Genomic DNA, 22,337 nt, shown 5'->3' on the forward strand with positions numbered 1-22,337 from the left:
CTGCCCTCCGCAACCTACACGGCGTACAGGATCTACCTCGATGTGCTTCGTTTCCAACGATGGCCTCCTTGCGAACGAGGGGGTTCATTCCTCGTGTCGCCAGGGGGTCAATTTACGGTGTCGCCTGACATTCGGCACTCAGATGGCGACCGGTTCATCCCCGCGCATGCGGGGAACACCATTTTTCGAAAAGGGCCTCTAGAGCGGCCTGCGGTTCATCCCCGCGCATGCGGGGAACACGGTCAGTACGGGATGGCTGTACATCACGCGACCGGTTCATCCCCGCGCATGCGGGGAACACGGCCCAGGCATCGACCCTTTCTGCCGTCGTGACGGTTCATCCCCGCGCATGCGGGGAACACTCTACAACGCTTCGGGCCGACTGAAAGAGCCGCGGTTCATCCCCGCGCATGCGGGGAACACCATATAGGCGTGATGCACCGTCTGAACGGCTGCGGTTCATCCCCGCGCATGCGGGGAACACAGCGCGTGCGCGGCCGCCCAGTTGCCTGCCCACGGTTCATCCCCGCGCATGCGGGGAACACAGGCCGGCACGGTACTGCGGGAGTTCAATCTGCGGTTCATCCCCGCGCATGCGGGGAACACCCAACGGCCAGCGCGCCAGCACGGAAGCACTGCGGTTCATCCCCGCGCATGCGGGGAACACGCCTGGATATGGGATACGCTGAAAGAGGCGTTCGGTTCATCCCCGCGCATGCGGGGAACACGATGGAAAGCCGCGGCGCCTCCGATCGCCATCTGGTTCATCCCCGCGCATGCGGGGAACACTCGGACTGTGCAAGTATGCAAGTTGAGAAAATCGGTTCATCCCCGCGCATGCGGGGAACACAACCCTTTCCCTGCCCCCACTCGGGGAGCGTGCGGTTCATCCCCGCGCATGCGGGGAACACCGGTCGGAGACATACCCGATGGCGATTTCCCACGGTTCATCCCCGCGCATGCGGGGAACACATGACCAAGCGCCTGCGAACGCTCAAAACCGACGGTTCATCCCCGCGCATGCGGGGAACACGCCGGATCGACGACAGCGGCGACGGCAGAAGTCGGTTCATCCCCGCGCATGCGGGGAACACCGTAGGCGATATCTCCGGATGATGGCGCTGCGCGGTTCATCCCCGCGCATGCGGGGAACACACCGATGTCGGCCTACGATTTCGTCATCGGAACGGTTCATCCCCGCGCATGCGGGGAACACACGGCACTAGAAGACAGGGGTTTGGAGCGTGACGGTTCATCCCCGCGCATGCGGGGAACACTCGAGCTCTGCGAGCGCGGGGATGATCGCCGTCGGTTCATCCCCGCGCATGCGGGGAACACACGACAAACATGCCGTGATCGCGCGCGATCACCGGTTCATCCCCGCGCATGCGGGGAACACAGGCGCTGTGGCGTGCCGAGCAGGCCCTCGATCGGTTCATCCCCGCGCATGCGGGGAACACTCACTAGCCGATTGTCGGCGTAGTTGGTGGCGCGGTTCATCCCCGCGCATGCGGGGAACACTATATCGATACGGATGGTGCCAGTCTGACCCGCGGTTCATCCCCGCGCATGCGGGGAACACTCATCCCGTCCTCACCCTGCCAGCAGGCCGGCCGGTTCATCCCCGCGCATGCGGGGAACACTGCTTGGCAACCCCCTGAATGCTCGACCAATTCGGTTCATCCCCGCGCATGCGGGGAACACCACTGGACAGCATCACCGGTACAGGTGAATCCGGGTTCATCCCCGCGCATGCGGGGAACACCTGTTCGTCCGCCCCGCGACCTACCGCCCGCGCGGTTCATCCCCGCGCATGCGGGGAACACCTGTGCGAGCTCGCGCCCGTGGCGCGGGATGCCGGTTCATCCCCGCGCATGCGGGGAACACGGCTAAACCCCCCACGGCGCCCCTGCGTGAGCAGGTTCATCCCCGCGCATGCGGGGAACACTCGTGCCAAATCTGCCAGCCGGCGGCAGCGTGACGGTTCATCCCCGCGCATGCGGGGAACACGGCTTCTGCGGCTTGCTCGGGGTCGGCCATTTCGGTTCATCCCCGCGCATGCGGGGAACACCCGGTCAGGTGCATTGCCCCGCCGCGGGTCGCCGGTTCATCCCCGCGCATGCGGGGAACACGCGTCCTGGGCGGCTTGGATTGCGGCAACCTGCGGTTCATCCCCGCGCATGCGGGGAACACGGCGCGTCGCTCAGAAGGCCATGTATGTCAAGCGGTTCATCCCCGCGCATGCGGGGAACACTACGACGTGGCCTGCGCCGGGTGTTGCTGTAACGGTTCATCCCCGCGCATGCGGGGAACACGGTTTTTGCGGTAGGGATATGCAGCCGTACCTCGGTTCATCCCCGCGCATGCGGGGAACACCTGGATGCCGCGCAGGGTTTCGTGGTAGCTCGCGGTTCATCCCCGCGCATGCGGGGAACACTTGGAGGCGCCCGTTTGAGGGTCTGATTGTTGCGGTTCATCCCCGCGCATGCGGGGAACACCGGCACGACTTCGGCGAGGATCAGCCTACGTTCGGTTCATCCCCGCGCATGCGGGGAACACTGCAGGAAATCTCTGCAAAGTGGCGGCCCAGGCGGTTCATCCCCGCGCATGCGGGGAACACCAGAGCACGCACCGGAGTAATCGTGTCGCCCATGGTTCATCCCCGCGCATGCGGGGAACACTCTACGAGAGGATCAGCGAGCACGGCGAGTGGCGGTTCATCCCCGCGCATGCGGGGAACACGACAGCTCGGATGCGCTCAATATCACCGGGGACGGTTCATCCCCGCGCATGCGGGGAACACATTATTCGCACCATCGAGGGATTCGACCACGACGGTTCATCCCCGCGCATGCGGGGAACACTCGTCGTGGGGTTCGGGTCGCGCAAGGAGGAACGGTTCATCCCCGCGCATGCGGGGAACACGAATGAACCCGATGCCAAGGTGGTGCAACTGGCGGTTCATCCCCGCGCATGCGGGGAACACACTTCCTCCATCTCCATGAAAATACATGGAAAAAAGGATGCGTCAGATTCTACCGGTGACTCATGATGCAGATGGTATTTTCGAATTATTAAGGAGCGTCCTGCTTGGGTTCGGGGTGAAAGCTAACTAAGCGAACGCCGTCCCAGTCTGCAGGCATGCGTCGGTTCGCTCCCAAGGTAAGAAACTCGAAACCGGCTTCATTGTTAGTCCGCCAAACCATGACGGCATTACCTTCTTCGATGCCTTCTTCCACTTGCTTCCAGATATGTTCCCGAACCTTGTTCGAGTAGTTACCAACATACACGCCTGCGCGCACCTCCAGCAGCCACACTGCAAGGCGACCCCGCAGGCGGGGTGGGGCATTTTCAAGAACGATGACCAGCATCGCCGATGTTCTCGGGGTTTGGAATGGCGGGTCCGACGACACCATCTGATGAGTCGGGACGGCTAATTTCACCAGCTGAAAGGATGGTTTCGATATCGGGGATGATGCGTTCCAGAAGCTTGGTTTGCCTGAATATGTCTCGACACGCCAAGCGCACCGCACGCTCGGGATTCTGCGGTTCGGATGCGGCAACCTTGAAAGCGGCAGGGACCACTGTCTCGAATTTGTAAATGTCGGCCACGTCGTAGACAAAGGAGAGTGGTTTGCCGGTGTGAATGAAACCAACTGCAGGGGCGTAGCCCGCGGCTAGCACAGCGGCTTCGGTGACACCATACAAAGCAGCTGTGGCTGACGAGAGGCAGCGATTGGGTAGGTCGGAAACGTCCCAATCCTCTGGGTTGTAGTTGCGGCCAGACCATTTCACGCCGAATTTCTGTGCCAGCAGTTGATACGTCTTGCGTACACGAACGCCCTCGATGCCACGTAGTTGCTCAACGCTGCGACGCGCCGGTGGCTCTTCACCGAAGCGCATCGCGTACATCTTGCGTACTACCTTGAGACGCAAGTTCTCGTCCAAGGCGAGGCGGGCCTGGTAGAGAAGCCGGTCGGCGCGCGCACCGCCAGGCTGACCAGAGGAGTACAGACGCACGCCGGCTTCGCCGACCCACACCAATAGGGTACCCACTCGCGCCGCGAGCGCAGCCGCCATGTGGGATACACGCGTTCCCGGCTCCAACATGATGCAGGCGACTCCGCCAACTGGGATGTGGGTGAGCACCGGCCGTACCCGAAAACCCTGTTGATCGACCACCACAAAGGCCCCGTCAACAACATCAATCTCGCCTTTCTCGACGAAGACAATGGACATGCGTTCCTTGATGGGGATGGGCTTGAGCGGTGGCAGCATATTGGGTTTAGGTTTCGTCAGCGGCATGAAGTGCTGCGAGTACAGCTGCGTCGCCCAAGTAGTGCCCGGCTCTACGCATCTGCTCAATCAAGGACCTGATTTCCTGCAACTTTCCTCTGCGCTTGGCAAGCACTAACACACCAAGCGTGCCGATGACTTTAAGTCCAAGCGCACGTGCGTGCGTTACCGCTGCGCGGTCATCCAGCAACAAACCCGCACCAATTTCATTCGCTCGGGCGATTGCGCTGGACTCACCTGGGTCCAGGGGGCCATCGTCTGTACTCAAGGCATCGGGGCAGCGCCGAATGAGACCTGCTGAAAGTGCGTCCGTGATCCTCTTTGCGTCGGGTAAGTCGGGCCGGGCGAGGCATTCGTCCAGCACCGTCGCCGTGACCTGAACATCGGAAAAAAGAAACGGCAGCAGATCCAGACGATTCAGGCGTCCGAGCGCAATCAGCGGGCCTGCATCGGCAACTACCACCGACATTCGTTCAGCCGAAATCTGCAAGCTCCTGCTCCAGTTCATCAGCAGTGGTGCGAATCACCGGAATGCCGTACCGTCCGAGCAGGTCCACCATTTCGCTGACCGAACGGCCAGCCATGCGAGCCGCCCGACTCAGCGAAATGCGTTCCTCGTCGAATAGATGAATGGCAAGCGCAACCCCCACGCCTTCCTTCAACAATGCGTCATCGAAGGGCACGGCAACGAAGACCGGCGTGCCGTGTTTGGTGACGACAGACAGCTTGCCGGCCTCAGCACCTCGAATCAGCTCACCGGTACGTTCGCGAAGGTCTCGCACGGTAAAGGTTTCCATGGTGGTACTCGCGTTAGTTTGTGCTATCAAATGATAGAACAAATCATGTCGCAGGACGAACGAGCAACAAGCCGCAACCAAATGCCTTGGCACGCCCGATACCGCTTGCAAGCGCGCTCGCGAAACGCTCGGTGTCGGTGACGATCAACTCGCCCGCTAGGTCGACCGTACTGAAGCGCAACTGGCCGTGCTTGCCGCCATGTTGCTCGTAGGCAGCTACCGAGACGGTCGATTCATCGAGTGCGAACCCGTATTGTTCGGCACGGCTGGCGAGCCACTCAGTGCATGCGATATGCACCAGTTCGTAGAGCGGCGGAGGTGGGTCTGGCTGCCCATCGGCTGTTGTCAGGTCCGGTTTCCATGCCTCCCAGTTAGGCAGGTCGCGAGCCGCAAGCAGGCGCTTTTTCGCATCCATGACGACGTCGTGACGTTTTGCGCCTTTCTCTCCTTTACGCGAAACCACCGGGTTGGCGCGTAATTCGAAACTCAGCCGCGCGCCGCTTGGCACCTGCGGCCGATACTCGCGGCACTGAATCTGCCAGGCGTCTGAATCAAGCTGGGGCTTCCGCTGCGATACAACGTAGAAGCGGGGCAGGCCTTCGGCATCCCGTCGGCGAAACAGGAAGTCGCGTTCCGTCCCCGCCGGCGCGGGGAAGAAGCGCCACAGCCATTGGTGTTCGCCATAGGCGCCACCCAACCATTCGTGTGCGGCGCGGCGTTCGAATCCGGGGCGAGGGGTGATCAAGCTGAAGTACACGTTCAGGCCTCCTTGCGGATCAGTGCCACATGCTCGCTGCGGTCGCCGAACTGCCACCCCTTGCGACGAAGCGGGCGATCCTTGCGGGTCACGGTCAGGTCGGGCGCAAGGCCGACGGCAATGCCTTGTCCCCATGCGATGCGCTCGACCGGAGGCGGCAGTTCAAGCGATTTACTGCGCGCTGTGCCGTTGAGCTTGGTAATTGCTTCGGTCAGGCGCTCCAGGTAGGTGTCGAACGCCTGGTCCGCGCTGTCCGCCTCGATGATCTGCGGATGCAGCGGGGCGCCGGGTGGGCAGGCCTTGCGCCCGAGGTAAAGGACAAAGCGTGGCTTGCGCAATGCATCGGCGAGCATTTCCAGCGGATAGGGGCTGCCCTCGCTTGCCTGGATGGCGACCAGAAAGCCGGCATTCTGCCGATAGTCGCGGGTGGATAGAATGGTGTTGAGGTCGTGCCGGGGAATGGCCAGTTCGTCGCGCCGCGAGGCATGCGGGCGTTTTTTCAGGCTGGCCTGACTGGGCACCTGGGCGGTGTGATAGTCGCGCAGCAGGGTGCCCGAAGATTGCACCCCTACTGCGTAGCCGTAGGCATCCCGCAGCGTGGCGTGGGCGGCTTCATCCTCGCGCCGCAGGCCGAGCGCCGCGCCCAGCAAGCCGACCAGGGCGGAAATGCCGGGGTAATCGTGGCTCGGCCGGTATTCTCCAACCGCGCTGTCACCCCACGCCGATAGCGGCGCCTGGAGTTGAAAGACAAGTAGTGACATGGCTTCACTCCTGGGTGAAGCGGATCAGCTCATCCAGACTGCCCTCGCCGGTTTCGGCGTTGATCGCGTAGCGTGCATCCGCGCAGGCGCCATACACCTTGTCGAAGTTGGTGCGACGCGTTTCGATGGCCTTCACCGCCTTCTCCAGCATGTCCTCGCCCTCGAAGGGTTTGACCGGCTTGAGAAAGGCCTGGGCGAGCGAGCGCGGTTGCTGGTCGCCCTTCTCGGCGAGCACATAGCTGGCGTAGGCGCGCGACGCGTGGCTGTTCTGCATGCCGGTGGGGCTGACCTTGGTGACCGCATGGATGAAAGCCTGGAGTGCCTTGTCACCAAGCGTCTTGTCACCACCGAGGTTGTCCACGAGCAAGGCGCGGTCGATGCAGATGTAGAGATAGAACAGACCAGCACCGTAGCTGCGCTCGCCAATGTGTGCGGCACCCTTGTCGGTGAGACCATTGTTGAGATCGTCGACCGCGCTGAAGTAATCGTCTTCGACTGCGCTCTTGTGCACGGTGATGGCGTGTGCGACCTGGATGGCCGCCTCCATGTTGAAGGCCGGGCTGTCAGCCAGCATGCGGCCGAACATGGCGATGTCTGCCGCCTTACGCGGGGTGCGCAGCAGCTTGAGTTCTTCCTCGGTCGGCCCGGCGTTACGGGTCGCGCAAATCTGCGCGAGCTGCTCGACGGCCTCGACTTCTTCGGGGCTGAAGTGCGCGAGCTGTTCGATTTGCAGGTCTTCGTCCTTCTCCGCTTTCTTGTCAGACTTCAGCTTGCCGAACTTGCCGACAATCTGACGCGCCCACTCACGGGCGTTCTTATCGGACACGCCCGCCGCGATCAGCACATCGTGCACGCGCTTGCCCATGTCCTTGGTGCGGGTACCGATATGGCCAGCCAAGGCGGTTTCGAAGATGTCCGACGTCCGCCAGGCGCGCTTCTGGCTTTGCGAGGAAATCCGCAGCCGCAGCGCATCGCCCATCAGGGCTGTCTTGGGGCGGCCGGTGTCGTCGCGATTGAGGTTGGAGGGCGGGTAGCTGGTCAGCACGTGCAGTTGAACGAAGCGGGACATGGGGTGTTCTCCTTGAGCGGAAAGGGTGAGGGAGTCGTGACGGAATCGGGGGAGTCAGTCGGCGCTGCGAGCGGGCCAGTCATAGGCGTAGGCCCACCGCTTCTTGCGGTCGTCACCCCAGAACAGGATGTCGTCGGCCAGTGCAATCACGTCCACGCGGTGCTCCATGATCGGCAGCACGCGCCGCAAACCCGCGAACAGGCTGTCGACATCGCGAGACTCCAGCAGACGCGTAAAGCGCAACTCGCTGACCAGCGGCCTGTCCTCGCCGGGCGCCTTGTGGCTCATTGCCTTGGCGGGTGACCCCGGTTGATCCTGGGTGACATGCGCGAGCAGGCCGACAATCGCTGCGAGGCGGTCGTCGCGCGCGGAGACGCCGTCCGCGTTCCATCCGGCTACCTGGAAGCGACGGTACAGGCGCTGGTAGGGCGCACTCAGGGCGACGGCGGTGACCGTGGGTGCGCGGCGCAGGATGGCGCGGCTGGCGCGGTCGTCTTCGAGCTTCTGCCACCAGTTGAGCAGAATCGTGCCGTAGGCGTTGTCGCGTGAGAATCGGTCGGACATGGGATCTCCTCAGACGTCTGCCGTCGCGGGCTTGCCGCGGCCGGCTGCGGGTTTGTCGGCGGCAGGCAGGCGTAGCACTTCACGCATCTTCTTGCCGTTCAGGCTGTTCACCAGTTGCCGGTGGGCTTCGGCCACGCGCCGTGGCTTCTGTCGCTCGATGGGGCCAGCGCCGACGAAGGTGGTGTCGAACAAATCCAGGGCGGCGCTACGCAGGGCGTGGTGCCAGGCTTGCCGGCTTTCCAGCGTATCGGGGTCGGCACTTTCGTCCTGCCGGACCGCCTCGATGCACTGCCGGAGTTGTGTGTAGAACGCCGTTTCCGTTCGCTGCCAGAACTCGGCGTCGATGGCGCTGAAGTCACCGCGCGCATCGCCGCCGAACCACGCGGCCTTGACCGCACTGCGCAGGTAGAACACCGACTGCTGCGCGCCCGCGAGCCGCGTTTCCACGGTGGCTGACACGGACTTCAACGCTTCCTTGCTGGCGCATTCGCCCAATCCGTACAGAGGCAGGTTGGATTCGTACCAGCAACGCGCCTTCATGTTGTCCATGTCGTAGCCAAAGGCCCACAGGCGCAACGCGCCGCCCAATTGGCGGCGGCGCCACTCCAGCGCGTGGGTGACAATGCGGGCCGGCCGTTGCTTGTTCTTGGCGTCCGCCTGACCCAGCACCCACGCCAGCCAGTGTCGGTATCCAATGCCACTTGGTTGCGGGTGCAGCGGCAGCCACTCGCCCTTGACCTCGTAGTAGGGAGAAAGCGGGTGATCCCAGGCGCCCTTGTAGTTGAGTCCGTAGTTCTTGGCGGTGAACTGCCGTATCAGCCTGTCGGACTCACGTCCGCACATATCGCAAGCACCGTGCGCGACGTTGTCGAAGTCGAGGCGAATCCGTCGTGGTGTCGCCCAGAAGATGTGGTCCGGGTGCACTTGCGCCGGGGCGAGTTCGCCGCTTGGTTGCAGGCTTGCGACATCGGTCAGCCAAGGAAAACGGAACTGCGCGCTATTTCGACTCGCGTCGCCGCAACGTTCTAGATGCTGGGGGCGTTCGATCACGTTGAGCCACACGTCCTGCCACAGACTTGTAGGTGACTGGTGCAGTAGCAGGGTCGTCAGCGGCCCGCCGCCCCGTAGCCCGGTGCGGTAGCCAACGCCACCGGCAGGCGCATTGGTCTGCAGGGTGAAGAGCGCGATGGCGGCGCAGTCCGGGCATATGCCATCGAGCCGCCCCCGTTTGACGAAGTGGTCGCTGTTGTTGCGTAGCGCGTTCTCGCCCGGCGATTCGATCAATAGCGCAGAAACTGGGTTGAGTGCCGACGCTTCTGAGGCCAGAGTTGCGTCCTGCATGAAGCGTGGTCCGTCGCTATCCAACTCGAACGCTTCGGCAACGGGGGCAAACCAGTCGCGCAAGGTCTGTGCGTCGGGTGGAGTGGTGAGCAACTGCCTCCAAGCCGTCGGGCTCTCTATTGGCGCCGTCGTCTGCAGCAGGCCGATGGCGAACTGCATCAGCGCACCGTTGAAATCCGCGCGATCGGCGTCGAATGCGACGATGTCGGGGGCCGATAGCTGCGTCGGTGCAATCCAGTCGCGTGAGCCGTCCCTGCGGCGCACGGGCATCCAGTGGTCTTCGATGAGGTTCATTCCTGCTCCTGTTCGAAACATTCGGCGTCTTGCATCTGCTCCAGCCCACGGACATGGTCATAGCGCCAGCGCAGTGGCCTCGAAGGCTTGTTTTCCTGTTCCATCGACAAGGCTGTGCCCGTCCAGCCTTCGGCGGTTTCTTGCAGCGCCAGCACGACCGACCATTTCCCCTTGTCCGGCAGCAGCGCTTCTGCGTCCTTCACCAACTGTTCTTTGGCGCCATCTGATTCCGGTACGCGCCGTGCAATCAGCCGCTCGGCCACTTTCACGCTGCTGTAGGCCCAGGCGTGGCGCGGGTTCTCATGTTCAGCCCAGGGTCGCAGCCGGTCGCCATCCCAGCGGGCCAGCAAGACGGTCATGCTTGCCTCGCCCAGGCGGGTGGGTGTCTTGGCTTCGCTCCACCAGTCGATGCCGCCGCGTATGTATCCGTCAGCGATCTTGATGGTGTTCTGCTGTGCGACGCTGAGATCGCTGAAGTAGGCGCCGTCGGCCTGGTTGGCGTTGGCCTGCAGGCCGGACGGGAGTTCGGCGCCTTCGCCAAACACACCTTCGATGAGCACACGGGCATCCTCTGGCATGGCGACGCGGCCTTGCTGAAGCGCTCGGGCGGTCAGCCACAGGTGACCGTGATGGGGATAGACGGCGGCGGCTTTGGGAAAGGCCTGCTTGTACCAGTTTGCAGCAGGAGTTTCGCTCCAGGCCGGGCCGAGCACCCACAGACAGGGTTGACCGCGCTGGTCGGTCGCCTGCGGGTCGACGAGCCGGGCGCCATCCGTGTCGCGCGGGTGGCGTTGCAATCGGCCAGCACGCTGGATCAGGCGGTCTATGGGGGCGAGATCGGAGATCACCATGTCCCAGTCCGCATCCAGAGATTGTTCGGCGACTTGCGAAGCGATCACCAGCCTGCCCGCGCGCAGGGCGGGTGTGCTTGATTTTCCGAAGTGCGTGAGAATGCGTTCCTCGGTGGCGAGCCGGTCCTGCAGGGCGAAGCGCGCGTGGAACACGATGAGGTGATCCGCGTCGAGTTCGTTCTCAAAGTGCGCGTGGGCTGCGAGGACGTCGGAGACCGTGTTGCGCATCCAGCACACGCATTTGCCTTGGGCGAGCGCCTGGCGGATGGCGCACAGCACTTCGTGCTCGTCGGTGACGTAGCGAACGGCCACATCCCGGCAAACCGCCTCGCGCGCAACGATGGGCTCGAGGGCGGCATTCGTTTGCCCCTCGTGCCAGGACGTTACGAGCGGAAAGCCTGGCGAAGAGGTGCGGGGCAGAGGGTCTGCACTGCGCCCGCGTGCAAAAGCATTAAACAGGGCATGCTTCATCTGATCGGGCAGGGTTGCCGACAGGAGAATGACGCTGCCACCGGCCAGGGCGTGGAAGGTCAGTACGGTTTCGAGCACGCGTTGCATGTAGGCATCGCAGGCGTGCACCTCATCGACGATCAGCACCTTGCGGAACAGGCCCAGCAGACGCAGGGACTGGTGTTTGCTGTAAAGGGTGGCGAGCAAGACCTGATCGATGGTGCCGACGCCGGCCGGGGCAAGTAGCGCGCGCTTGGCGTGATCGGCAAGCCAGGCATTGCAGCGCGCGGTGGCGGTATCGTCTCGCTGTGCCGTGTCGTCTTCCTCCTGCCCGGCTGGCAGGACGGAATCGGCGAAGGCCTCGACCAGAGCGCGCTGTCCGTGTGCCAGAACGAGACTGGGATGGCCTTCGAACAGCTTGCGATAGACTTCCGCGATGCGCCCGTACATCGCGTTTGCCGTGGCCATGGTCGGCAGCGCGATGAAGAAGCCGTCAGCACAGCCGCTCGTCATCAGTCTGTGTGCGAGCATGACGGCCGCTTCGGTCTTGCCGGCGCCGGTGACATCCTCCAGCAGATGGATTTGCGGAGCGGATGTCAGAGGCGTGTCTATCGCCCAAATCTGCAAGGGAGAGGGTGTAGCGATCTCAGCGAACAACTCGGCGAAATTGCGTTTGGAGCATCGCGCTGGCAATACGCCGACGGACTTTAGCGCGGTTTCGGCGCGTTCTTGCGCTTCCTCCCAGTATTCCTGGAGTGGGGTCGCCTCTGCTCGGTAAGGGAAAAACTCGGTATTGGAGCCAATCCAGTCCGAGAGCACGGTGACGCCCGCGAACCACCAAGCAAGATCGCGGCTCCTCCCTTCGAATGCGTCAGTACCGAGCGCGGCATGCGCATGTTTGATGGCGTCCAGCGGGAAAAGGGCCCGAAGCTCATCCAGGAAACCCTCGATCGCCGCAGTATCCTCCGGGCAAGAATGGTGTCGCCAGTGCCCCCGGGAGTCGGGGGGTAAACCATGGTGCCCTGTGCTGGCACGCATCCACCAACCGATGCCGTCAAGCATGTCTTCGCTGTTCGGCCCGAACCAGCATTGATCGGCTGCGCAGTCCTTGAGGTGATGCTCCCAGATCAGCCAGCCGAGCGAATCGTGACGGACGACATAGGGCTTTCCGAGGTCTGGATCGCGTCCGCGCAAGCGCTTGACCAAATCGGCACGTTGCCCCTGAAACGACTCGGCGAACTTGCCAAGATCGTGGATGGCGAGGCAGAAGGCGAACCATGAGTACAGCGGCTCATCCGCATCCAGGACGAGGGCTTCGGCGAAGAGCTTGCGTAGTGCGGGTGAACGCTTGAGGAGGGTGACGCCCACTGCGGCCACATCGAGGCAGTGATAGGGCAGCAGGTGATAGTCGTCGCCAGCTGCGCCGAGTGGCCGCGCTTTTCCCCAGTAGCCAAAATGAGGAGCTGACATCAGATTGGGTCCTTGCTGATCGTTTTGCCCATTCTGCTTGGGCTGAGGCTCACTGGATGAGCCCCGCAGCCGGCTCAGCAAAATTCTTTGCCATGCGTGAGAGTTCTTCGGTCACCCGCTGACGCAGCTCCTCTGGCCCCAGCACCTCGCAATGCCGCCCATGCTTGAGCACATCCATCATCAGTTCTCGATGATCGGCAAATGGCACCTCCAGTACGTACCTTCCATCGTCATCAAACGTGCCACGTTGATCCGGGTGCCAGTGCTCCGTCGCAACCCAGCGTGCTCGTTCCGCGCTGAAGCGCAGCCGGGCCCAGTGGATCTCGCTTCCCGCAAAGATGCCGTAGCCGGGTCCGAGAACTGTGTCGACGGTGGGGAGGGGGATGTCGTCAGCTTTGCGGTCAAGTAGTTCCACATGACGGATGCTGTCGACCGCAAAGTTGCGCAATGCACCCCGCAAGTGACACCAGGCGTCGAGGTACCAGTTCTCTCGGTAGTGAACCAGGCGTTGCGGTGAAATCTCGCGGGTGGCTTCTTCGTTCTTGCTGCGGGCGAAATAGCGAATCAGCAGACGTTTGCGGCGGAGCAGGGCGGAACCGATGTTTTCAAAGTGCGCAAGTTTCATACTGCGTTTGCCGATTCCGACGATCAGTACGCGTTTTCTGATCTCGTCGGTGGGGTTGTCCGCAGCGCCTAGCAACTTGTTGAGGCGTTCAATCAATGGTGCGACATGTGGCGCGAGCAGACCGCCAGGATCGAGATTGGCCAGCAGGTGCTGCATGGTGAGCAGCGCGTGGATCTCTTTGTCGTTGAACCACATGCCAGGCAGCTCGAACTGGGCTCCGCTGGTTTCACTCGGGGCGATACGGTAGCCGCTGGCTTCGCGGTCCCAGACGATGGGGGTATTCATGTTGTCCCGCAGAAAAGCGATATCGCGCTTCAGTGTTGCGGGTGACACTTCCAATGTTTCCAGCAGGGCGCGTCGGGAAACGACCCGCCTTTCGCCAAACAGTTTTCGGATGCGGACAAGACGGTCAGTCTGGCTCACCGTTTGGCTCCCCAAGTGGAATGTCCCGATCATAACCAACGGTTATGTCCCACACCATTGCACTTAAGTAAGAGGGCGTCCGGCCGTGCGTTGCGCTATCCAGCCTTGCATGCCTGTTGAAGCCAATCCGTCTCAAGCCGCCATCACACCTATCGTTACGCTGTTAAACAGTAACAAACGTATTGCCTATGAACAAACTTTGAACTACGATTCATCCATCCACCCCGAACACCGGAGAACAACACAATGTCGAACAAAGCATTCGCTTCGCAGGCCGACCTGGAAGAAAAGAAGATCAGTTGGGAAAAGCTGTCGGATAACGCCTATGCCTACACTGCCGAGGGCGACCCGAACACCGGCATCATCATTGGTGACGATTCGGTGATGGTCATCGATGCCACGGCCACGCCGGTGATGGCGCAGGCGGTGATTGCCAAGGTGCGCGAGGTGACCGACAAGCCGATCAAGTATGTGGTGCTGACGCATTACCACGCGGTGCGTGTGCTGGGCGCGTCGGGTTACAAGGGCGAGGGGCTGGAGCAGATCATTGCCAGCCAGGACACCTACGACCTGATCGTTGAGCGTGGCCAGCAGGACATGGATTCCGAGATCGGTCGTTTTCCCCGGCTGTTCAATGCCGTGGAAAGCGTGCCGGGCCTGACCTGGCCGACGATCACTTTCCAGGGCGAGATGACGCTGTGGATGGGCAAGCTCGAGGTCAAGATCAAGCAGGTCGGTCGTGGTCATACCAAGGGTGACACCATTGTTTACCTGCCGTCGCAGAACATCTGCTTCTCGGGCGACTTGGTGGAGGCGGATGCGGCCTGTTACACCGGCGATGCCTATCTGGCCGACTGGCCGCAGACGCTGGACAACCTGACTGCGATGAACTTTGACAAGCTGGTGCCCGGTCGTGGCCCGGCGCTGATGACGCCCGAGGCGGTAAAGGCCGGCCTGGCCTACACCCGCGACTTCGTGTCGACGCTGTATCGCAGCGCGCAGGAGGCGGTGGCGCAGGGCATGGATCTGAAGGCGACGATGGCGCACACGCGCAAGAACATGGATCCGAAGTTTGGCCAGGTCTTCATTTACGAGCACTGCCTGCCGTTTGACGTGACCCGTGCGCATGACGAGGCCAGCGGCATTCGTGATCCGCGCATCTGGACGGCAGAGCGCGACCAACAGATGTGGCATTCGCTGCAGGCCTGAGCGAGCATTTTTGCCGGCGACACGCTCCGCAGACGGGCGGCGCCGGTTCATGAGACTGAACCAGGAGGAGGACAGCCGTGCTGAGCACGTTTCAATACCCTAAGTTTGCCTATCGTCAGCCGCCCGAGCTGGCCGAGGGACGTGATGGTCATTATCCGGTGATCATCGTTGGTGCAGGTCCGGTGGGGCTGACCACGGCGATCGATCTGGCGATGCAAGGCCAGCCGGTGCTGCTACTGGATAACGACGACACGGTGTCGATCGGCTCGCGCGGGGTGTGTTACGCCAAGCGTGCGCTCGAGGTGCTGGATCGCCTGGGCTGTGGCGAAGAAATGGTGCAGAAGGGCGTGTCGTGGAACGTGGGGCGCACCTTCTTCCGTGAGGAGGAAGTGTTCAGCTTCAACCTGTGTCCGCAGCCGGATCATCATCGGCCGGGCATGATCAATCTGCAGCAGTACTACCTTGAAGACTATCTGGTGAAGCGGGCGCAGCAGTTGCCCAACCTGGAAATGCGCTTCAAGAACAACGTGATTGCAGTAACACCCAATGAAAAGCAGGCGACGCTGCGGGTGGAAACGCCCGATGGCGCCTACACGCTGTCCACCGACTGGCTGATCGTGGCCGATGGGGCGCGTAGCCCGATCCGCACGATGCTGGGCCTGGACATCGAGGGCAAGATCTTCATGGACCGCTTCCTGATTGCGGATGTGGTGATGAAGGCCGAATACCCGACCGAGCGCTGGTTCTGGTTCGATCCGCCGTTTCATCCCAATCAGTCGGTGTTGCTGCATCGGCAGGCCGACAATGTGTGGCGCATCGATTTTCAGCTGGGCTGGCAGGCGGACCCGGAAGAAGAGAAGAAGCCCGAAAACGTCATTCCGCGCATCAAGGCCATGCTGGGAGATGACCGCGAGTTCGATCTCGAATGGGTCAGTGTGTACACCTTCCAGTGCCGGCGGATGAACCGTTTCAACCATGGGCGGGTGCTGTTTGTGGGCGATGCGGCGCATCAGGTGTCGCCGTTTGGGGCGCGTGGCGCCAACTCGGGCATTCAGGACAGTGACAACCTGGTGTGGAAGCTCAAGCTGGTGATGGAGGGCAAGGCACCGGCCACGCTGCTGGATACCTATACCGACGAGCGCGGTTTTGCAGCGGACGAGAACATCATGAACTCGACCCGCTCGACCGATTTCATTACCCCCAAGAGCGCGGTCAGCAAGACTTTCCGCAATGCGGTGCTGGGGCTGGCGGAGCACTATCCGTTTGCCCGCGCGCTGGTCAACTCCGGGCGCTTGTCGGTGCCGAGCTTCTTTACCGATTCGCCGCTCAACACGCCCGATATGGATGCCTTTGCCGGCGATATGGTACCGGGCGCACCGATGGACGATGCCCCTGTTGAATCGGCAGACGGCGAGCGCTGGCTGCTGGGTGTGGCGGGCAATCGCTTTCAGTTGTTGTACTACGTGCCTGATGCATCGGCCATCGATGCGGCGACGGTGCAGCGCTTGTGCGCGCTGACCGATGCCCCGATTGCGGTCGAGGCGCTGGTGGTGGCGGCCCGCGGACAGGCGCCCGGCGGGCTGCGTACCTTGATCGACAGCAAGGACCGCATCCGCGAACGTTACGACCTGCAGGACGGCTCGTGCTACCTGCTGCGGCCAGACCAGCATGTCGCCGCGCGCTGGCGCAATCTTGACGGGGCGCGGGTGCGCGCTGCCGTGGCCAAAGCCACCTGCAACGCATAAGGATTTTCATCATGGCATTGATTACCGAGCCCAATCTGCAGGAACCCGGCAAGCGCTATTTCCGCGCCTTCTCGCCCGGTGATGACTTTTATGAGGCACTGATCGAGACGCATCGCGACCTGACCGACGAGCAAAGCGCCATGGTCAACGCCCGTCTGATTCTGTTGTTGTCCAACCATATCGGCGATATTTCGGTGCTGCGCGAGGCGATGAAGATTGCCCGCGAAGGCGTCTGAGCAGCTGGCCGAGGAGACTGAGATGATCAAGAAGATTCACCATGTAGCCTATCGCTGCAAGGATGCGCTGGAAACCGCGCGTTGGTACGAGAAGCATCTGGACATGAAGCTGGTGCTGTCGATTGCCGAAGATGCGGTGCCTTCCACAGGCGAGCCCGACCCGTATATGCATATTTTCCTGGATGCCGGGATGGGCAATGTACTGGCATTCTTCGAGTTGCCTACCCGCAAGCCGATGGGGCGCGATGAAAACACCCCGGCGTGGACGCAGCATCTGGCGCTGGAGGTCGAGTCAATGGAGGTGCTGATGGCGGCCAAGGCCAGGCTGGAGGCGGCAGGTATCGAGGTGGTTGGTCCAACTGACCACGCGCTGTTCCAGTCGATCTATTTCTTCGACCCCAATGGCCATCGCCTGGAACTGGCCGCCAACACCGGCAGCCCCAAGATGCTCGAGGCGCTCGACAAGGTGAAGTGGGACATGCTGGAAGAATGGGGGCAGACCAGAAAGGCGCCCAAGCACGCTGCATGGATGCATGACGGCCGTTACAAGGAGATGTTCCAGTGAAGCTTGCAACGCTGAAGCATGGTGGCCGCGACGGTACGCTGGTGGTCGTCAGCCGCGACCTGAGCCGCTGCCAGACGGTGGGTGGCATCGCAAAGACGATGCAGCAGGCCCTCGACAATTGGGACGAGGTGGTGGCCGAGCTCGAGCTGGTGTACGACATGCTCAACGGCAGCCACGCACGCCATGCGATTCCGTTTGATCCCGCTCACTGCCACTCGCCGCTGCCGCGTGCCTATCAATGGGCGGACGGGTCGGCCTATATCAATCACGTCGAGCTGGTGCGCAAGGCGCGCAACTCTGAAGTGCCGGCGTCGTTCTACACCGATCCGCTGATGTATCAGGGCGGCTCGGACAGCTTCATCGGGCCGCGTGATGCGGTGGTGGCGGACGAGGCCTGGGGGATTGATTTCGAGGCCGAGGTCACTGTGGTGACCGGTGATGTGCCCATGGGGGCCACGCCGGAGGCTGCGGCAGCGGCCATCCGTCTGGTGATGCTGGTCAACGACGTGTCGCTGCGCAACCTGATTCCAGCCGAACTGGCAAAAGGCTTTGGCTTTTTCCAGAGCAAGCCGGCCAGTGCCTTCAGCCCGGTGGCGGTCACGCCGGACGAGCTGGGGGTGGCGTGGAAGGATGCCAAGGTGCACCTGCCGCTGGTGGTGGACCTTAACGGCAAGCGTTTTGGTCACCCCAACGCGGGGGTCGACATGACCTTCAACTTTGGTCAGCTGGTCGCCCATGCGGCCAAGACGCGCGAGCTGGAGGCCGGCACCATCGTCGGGTCGGGCACGGTGTCGAACAAGCAGGGCAATCTGTGGGGTTCGTCGGTGGATAACGGTGGGGTGGGGTATTGCTGCCTGGCAGAGGTACGCACCTACGAGACCATCGAGCAGGGCGAAGCCAGGACGCCGTTCATGCGCGAAGGCGATACCGTGCGCATCGAGATGTTCGATGCGCAGGGACAGAGCGTTTTTGGTGCGATCGAGAATCGCGTCGCACTGCCAAAGCGCTGATCGGTCAAGGGTTTGTTTTGGGGGGCGGGCAGGGCTCGCCCCCTTGTTGCAGTTGTATCGGGTTTCATCAAAAAACCGCCAGTCGAGCGGACGAGACAATGACGGAGGAGACACCATGAAGCGTTCCACCACCCTGGCCGCAGCCCTTGGCCTGGCTGCCGTATTTGCTGCACCGCTGGCCAATGCGCAGGAGATCATCCTGAAAGTCGCGCATTTCTGGCCCAGCACCGCGCTGTCGCACCAGAAGGTGCTGTTGCCCTGGTGCGACAAGATCGCCCAGGAGTCGGCCAACCGGCTGAAGTGTCAGATCTACCCGGCGATGCAACTGGGCGGCACACCGCCGCAGCTGATCCAGCAGGCGGCCGATGGCGTGGCCGACATCGTGTGGACACTGCCGGGCTATACCGCTGGCCGTTTCCCGTCGGTGGAGGTGTTCGAGCTGCCCTTCATGTCGCGCAGCGCCGAATCCAGCAGCCGTGCGTTGTGGGAATACGCCGAGCAGTTTGCCCAGAAGGACTTCGCCATGGTCAAGCCGCTGGCCTTCCACGTGCATGACAACGGTTATGTGCACGGCAAGAAGCCGATCAACACCATGGCGGACTTCCGTGGCACCAAGATGCGTGCCCCCACGCGGCTGACCAACAAGATGCTGGCGGCCTTTGGCGCCGCGCCAGTGGCCATGCCCCTGCCGGCGGTGACCGAGTCGATGTCCAAGGGGGTGATCGATGGGTACGTGCTGCCGTGGGAGGTGATTCCGACGGTGAAGCTGCATGAGCTGACCAAGTTCCACTCCGAAACCGATCCCGCCGAGCCGGCGCTGTACACCGCGGTGTTTACCATTGCGATGAACAAGGCCAAGTACAACAGCCTGCCGGACGATCTCAAGAAGGTCATCGATGCAAATTCGGGCGCGGACTTCTCGGCCATGATCGGCAAGGTGTGGGATGAATCCGCGCCAGCGGCGCGTCAGCATGCGGTCGATCGCGGTAACGTGTTCAACACCATTCCGGCGTCGGAGTTGGCGTCGTGGCGCAAGGTGGGTGACACCCTGGCAGCTGAATGGGTGCAGGAGATGAACGGCAAGGGCTATCCCGGCCAGGACATGCTCGATAGCGCCAAGCGCCTGATCGAACAGCACAGCAAGTAAGCTGTCGCGACGTTTGCACAGACGAGGCCCGGGCTTGAAAGCGCCGGGCCTCGTTACGTATGCTGCACTGAGTCGCACCCACCAGCAGGACACGCCAGGAGACCGCCAAATGAAGCTCTATACCTATTTTCGTAGTTCCGCCGCCTATCGCGTTCGTATCGCACTCAACCTGAAGGGGCTGAGCTATGACGCGATTCCGGTGCATCTGACGCGGACGGGCGGCGAACATCGGCAGGAGGGCTATACCGCGATCAACCCGGCGGCCTTGGTGCCGGCGCTGGTAGACGAGACGCGGGTGCTGACCCAGTCGATGGCGATCATCGAGTACCTGGACGAGACGCATCCCGAACCGGCACTGCTGCCGGGTAGCGCGCTCGACAGGGCCCGCATCCGCGCCATTGCACAGGCCATTGCCTGCGATATCCACCCGATCAACAATCTGCGTGTGCTGCAGTACCTGGGGCGAGAGCTGGGCGCGAGCGAAGAACAGAAAAACGCCTGGTACCGTCATTGGGTAGAGCTTGGCCTGCAGGCGGTGGAAGCCATGCTGGCCGACGATGCGCGTACCGGTGCCTTTTGTCACGGCGACACGCCCACGCTGGCTGATTGCTGCCTGGTGCCGCAGGTGTTCAATGCGCGCCGCTTCAATTGCCGGATGGAGGCTTTTCCGACGATCAACCGTATCGTCGACCGGTGCGAGGCCATGGAGCCATTTCGTTTGGCGGCACCGTCAAATCAAGCGGATGCGGAGTAGTCGTAAAAAGGGGATGACACCGGGAGGCTAGCCGGCTGAATAAACAAAAACCCCACCGGGCTGGGTGCCGGGTGGGGTTTCGAGGGGTGTTGCCGGATCAGGCCGCGTCAGCCTTGGCAGCGCGCTTGCGGTCGTTTTCCTTCAGGTGACGCTTGCGCAGGCGGATGTTCTTGGGCGTGATCTCGACCAGTTCGTCGTCGGCGATGAACTCGATTGCGGATTCGAGCGTCAGGCCGATCGGCGGAATCAGGCGGACGGCTTCGTCGGTGCCGGATGCGCGGACGTTGGTGAGCTGCTTGCCCTTGATCGGATTGACCACGAGGTCATTGTCACGGCTGTGGATGCCGATGATCATGCCTTCGTACAGCGCCTCGCCGGGGCTGACGAACATGCGGCCGCGGTCCTGCAGGTTCCACAGCGCATAGGCCACGGCTTCGCCGTCGTTCTGCGAGATCAGCACGCCATTGCGACGTTCGGCCATCTGGCCGCCCATGGGGCCGTAGTCGTCGAACACGTGGCTGGCCAGACCGGTACCACGGGTCATGGTCAGGAACTCGCCCTGGAAGCCGATCAGGCCGCGGGCGGGGATGCGGTATTCCAGACGGACGCGACCCTTGCCATCCGGCTGCATGTCCTGCAGTTCGCCACGGCGGCGGCCAAGTTCTTCCATGACGCCGCCCTGGTGGTCTTCTTCGACGTCGACGGTGAGCATTTCGTATGGCTCACACTTGACGCCGTCGATCTCCTTGAAGACCACGCGCGGCCGGCCGACGGCCAGTTCGTAGCCTTCGCGACGCATGTTTTCCAGCAGGATGGTGAGGTGGAGTTCGCCACGACCGGCGACTTCGAAGGTGTCGGAGTCGCTGGTGAAGTTGACGCGCAGCGCAACGTTCTTGAGCAGTTCCTTTTCCAGACGCTCACGGATCTGACGGCTGGTGACGAACTTGCCTTCGCGGCCGGCCAGCGGCGAGGTGTTGACCATGAAGTTCATGGTCAGCGTGGGTTCATCGACGGCGATCGGGGGCAGGCCCTCGAGGCACTCTGGGTCGCACAGCGTGACGCCGATGTTGACCTGCTGGATGCCGGCCACCAGCACGATGTCGCCGGCTTCGGCGAATTCGGCGGGGGAGCGGTCCAGGCCCTTGAAGGTGAGCACCTGGCTGACCTTGCCCTTGCCGCGGTTCTCGTCGCCGTACATGACGACCAGTTCCTGGTTGGGCTTGATGCGGCCACGCTTGATGCGGCCAATACCCATCTGACCCATGTAGGTGGAGTAGTCGAGCGAGCAGACCTGCAGTTGCAGCGGGCCGTCGGAGTCGACCTCGGGTGCCGGAACGTGCTTGAGGATGGCTTCGAACAGCGGGCGCATGTCCTTGCGCTCGTCCTCGAGGTTTTCCATGGCGAAACCATTCAGGCCCGAGGCGTAGATGACCGGGAAGTCGAGCTGTTCTTCGGTGGCGCCGAGTTTGTCGAACAGGTCGAAGGTATGGTTGATGACCCAGTCAGGACGGGCGCCCGGACGGTCGATCTTGTTGACGACGACGATGGGCTTCAGGCCCAGGGCAAGTGCCTTGCGGGTCACGAAGCGGGTCTGCGGCATCGGGCCTTCCTGCGCATCGACGAGCAGCAGCACGCTGTCGACCATGGACAGCACGCGCTCGACTTCGCCGCCGAAATCGGCGTGTCCCGGGGTGTCAACGATGTTGATGTGGGTGTCGCCGTACTGGATGGCACAGTTCTTCGACAGGATGGTGATGCCGCGTTCCTTCTCGATGTCTCCCGAATCCATGATCCGCTCGGACACCTGCTGGTTTTCACGGAAGGTGCCGGACTGGCGCAGAAGTTGGTCGACCAGCGTGGTTTTGCCGTGGTCGACGTGGGCAATGATTGCGATGTTGCGGATGGCGCGGGACATGGGGAAGGAAGTCTTTGCGAAGTCTTTGAAAAGACGCTGATTCTAACATGCCTGCCGC

At 62.3% G+C, this 22,337-nt stretch carries 19 protein-coding genes and 1 CRISPR repeat array; of the genes, 7 read left to right on the forward strand and 12 right to left on the reverse strand.

The window, feature by feature from the left end:
• The first annotated feature begins 150 nt into the window (after positions 1 to 150).
• A CRISPR array of direct repeats spans positions 151 to 2,986; the repeat unit is 29 nt; unit sequence CGGTTCATCCCCGCGCATGCGGGGAACAC.
• Positions 2,987 to 3,074: 88 nt separating this feature from the next.
• The 11 genes from cas2e to DNK49_RS13225 are packed head-to-tail and all read right to left on the reverse strand — an operon-like array spanning position 3,075 to position 13,731.
• Positions 3,075 to 3,371 (reverse strand): type I-E CRISPR-associated endoribonuclease Cas2e, encoded by a 297-nt coding sequence (cas2e, locus tag DNK49_RS13175; RefSeq protein WP_110525285.1) that lies wholly within the window; start codon positions 3,369 to 3,371, stop codon positions 3,075 to 3,077.
• On the reverse strand, positions 3,352 to 4,305 hold the full coding sequence (gene cas1e / locus DNK49_RS13180; protein WP_243632359.1) for a type I-E CRISPR-associated endonuclease Cas1e: 954 nt from the start codon (positions 4,303 to 4,305) through the stop codon (positions 3,352 to 3,354). The genes cas2e and cas1e overlap by 20 nt, the downstream gene beginning before the upstream one ends.
• Positions 4,286 to 4,786, reverse strand: coding sequence for a PIN domain-containing protein (locus tag DNK49_RS13185; protein ID WP_165843328.1), 501 nt, complete (start codon positions 4,784 to 4,786; stop codon positions 4,286 to 4,288). The genes cas1e and DNK49_RS13185 overlap by 20 nt, the downstream gene beginning before the upstream one ends.
• Positions 4,770 to 5,093 (reverse strand): type II toxin-antitoxin system prevent-host-death family antitoxin, encoded by a 324-nt coding sequence (locus DNK49_RS13190; RefSeq protein WP_110525291.1) that lies wholly within the window; start codon positions 5,091 to 5,093, stop codon positions 4,770 to 4,772. Before DNK49_RS13190 ends, DNK49_RS13185 begins: the two co-directional genes overlap by 17 nt.
• A 43-nt stretch (positions 5,094 to 5,136) precedes the next feature.
• A complete protein-coding gene (cas6e, locus tag DNK49_RS13195) occupies positions 5,137 to 5,850 on the reverse strand; it encodes a type I-E CRISPR-associated protein Cas6/Cse3/CasE (RefSeq protein WP_165843329.1) in 714 nt (237 codons plus the stop codon).
• Between the two features lie 2 nt (positions 5,851 to 5,852).
• Positions 5,853 to 6,611, reverse strand: coding sequence for a type I-E CRISPR-associated protein Cas5/CasD (cas5e, locus tag DNK49_RS13200; RefSeq protein ID WP_110525295.1), 759 nt, complete (start codon positions 6,609 to 6,611; stop codon positions 5,853 to 5,855).
• A 4-nt stretch (positions 6,612 to 6,615) separates the two neighbouring features.
• Positions 6,616 to 7,680, reverse strand: coding sequence for a type I-E CRISPR-associated protein Cas7/Cse4/CasC (gene cas7e, locus DNK49_RS13205; protein ID WP_110525297.1), 1,065 nt, complete (start codon positions 7,678 to 7,680; stop codon positions 6,616 to 6,618).
• 54 nt (positions 7,681 to 7,734) lie between these two features.
• Entirely contained in the window at positions 7,735 to 8,244 is a 510-nt protein-coding gene (casB, locus tag DNK49_RS13210; RefSeq protein ID WP_110525299.1) for a type I-E CRISPR-associated protein Cse2/CasB, read from the reverse strand.
• A gap of 9 nt (positions 8,245 to 8,253) precedes the next feature.
• Positions 8,254 to 9,879: a type I-E CRISPR-associated protein Cse1/CasA gene (gene casA / locus DNK49_RS13215; protein ID WP_165843330.1), complete on the reverse strand. Its 1,626-nt coding sequence runs from the start codon at positions 9,877 to 9,879 to the stop codon at positions 8,254 to 8,256.
• Entirely contained in the window at positions 9,876 to 12,650 is a 2,775-nt protein-coding gene (cas3, locus tag DNK49_RS13220) for a CRISPR-associated helicase Cas3' (protein WP_110525303.1), read from the reverse strand. The genes casA and cas3 overlap by 4 nt, the downstream gene beginning before the upstream one ends.
• A gap of 49 nt (positions 12,651 to 12,699) precedes the next feature.
• Positions 12,700 to 13,731 carry a helix-turn-helix transcriptional regulator gene (locus DNK49_RS13225; RefSeq protein WP_211170848.1) on the reverse strand — a complete coding sequence of 344 codons (1,032 nt, stop codon included), beginning with the start codon at positions 13,729 to 13,731 and terminating at the stop codon, positions 12,700 to 12,702.
• 213 nt (positions 13,732 to 13,944) lie between these two features.
• Here DNK49_RS13225 and DNK49_RS13230 point away from each other — a divergent pair, with 213 nt between their 5' ends.
• The 7 genes from DNK49_RS13230 to maiA all read left to right on the forward strand — a co-directional run bounded on the left by DNK49_RS13230 (position 13,945) and on the right by maiA (position 20,364).
• On the forward strand, positions 13,945 to 14,907 hold the full coding sequence (locus DNK49_RS13230) for an MBL fold metallo-hydrolase (protein ID WP_110525307.1): 963 nt from the start codon (positions 13,945 to 13,947) through the stop codon (positions 14,905 to 14,907).
• 77 nt (positions 14,908 to 14,984) lie between these two features.
• Positions 14,985 to 16,652 carry an FAD-dependent oxidoreductase gene (locus DNK49_RS13235; protein ID WP_110525309.1) on the forward strand — a complete coding sequence of 556 codons (1,668 nt, stop codon included), beginning with the start codon at positions 14,985 to 14,987 and terminating at the stop codon, positions 16,650 to 16,652.
• 11 nt (positions 16,653 to 16,663) lie between these two features.
• Positions 16,664 to 16,888 carry a DUF2783 domain-containing protein gene (locus DNK49_RS13240; protein ID WP_110525311.1) on the forward strand — a complete coding sequence of 75 codons (225 nt, stop codon included), beginning with the start codon at positions 16,664 to 16,666 and terminating at the stop codon, positions 16,886 to 16,888.
• Between the two features lie 22 nt (positions 16,889 to 16,910).
• Positions 16,911 to 17,453: a VOC family protein gene (locus DNK49_RS13245; RefSeq protein ID WP_110525313.1), complete on the forward strand. Its 543-nt coding sequence runs from the start codon at positions 16,911 to 16,913 to the stop codon at positions 17,451 to 17,453.
• A complete protein-coding gene (locus tag DNK49_RS13250; protein ID WP_110525315.1) occupies positions 17,450 to 18,463 on the forward strand; it encodes a fumarylacetoacetate hydrolase family protein in 1,014 nt (337 codons plus the stop codon). Before DNK49_RS13245 ends, DNK49_RS13250 begins: the two co-directional genes overlap by 4 nt.
• 115 nt (positions 18,464 to 18,578) lie before the next feature.
• Entirely contained in the window at positions 18,579 to 19,610 is a 1,032-nt protein-coding gene (locus DNK49_RS13255; protein WP_110525316.1) for a TRAP transporter substrate-binding protein, read from the forward strand.
• Positions 19,611 to 19,719: 109 nt separating this feature from the next.
• A complete protein-coding gene (gene maiA, locus DNK49_RS13260; protein WP_110525318.1) occupies positions 19,720 to 20,364 on the forward strand; it encodes a maleylacetoacetate isomerase in 645 nt (214 codons plus the stop codon).
• A gap of 97 nt (positions 20,365 to 20,461) precedes the next feature.
• Here the strand turns inward: maiA and typA are convergent, their stop codons facing one another.
• Positions 20,462 to 22,279 (reverse strand): translational GTPase TypA, encoded by a 1,818-nt coding sequence (typA, locus tag DNK49_RS13265; RefSeq protein ID WP_110525320.1) that lies wholly within the window; start codon positions 22,277 to 22,279, stop codon positions 20,462 to 20,464.
• Positions 22,280 to 22,337 lie beyond the last annotated feature (58 nt).

The organism is Parazoarcus communis SWub3 = DSM 12120, assembly GCF_003226565.1.
Taxonomy (GTDB): Bacteria; Pseudomonadota; Gammaproteobacteria; order Burkholderiales; family Rhodocyclaceae; genus Parazoarcus; species Parazoarcus communis.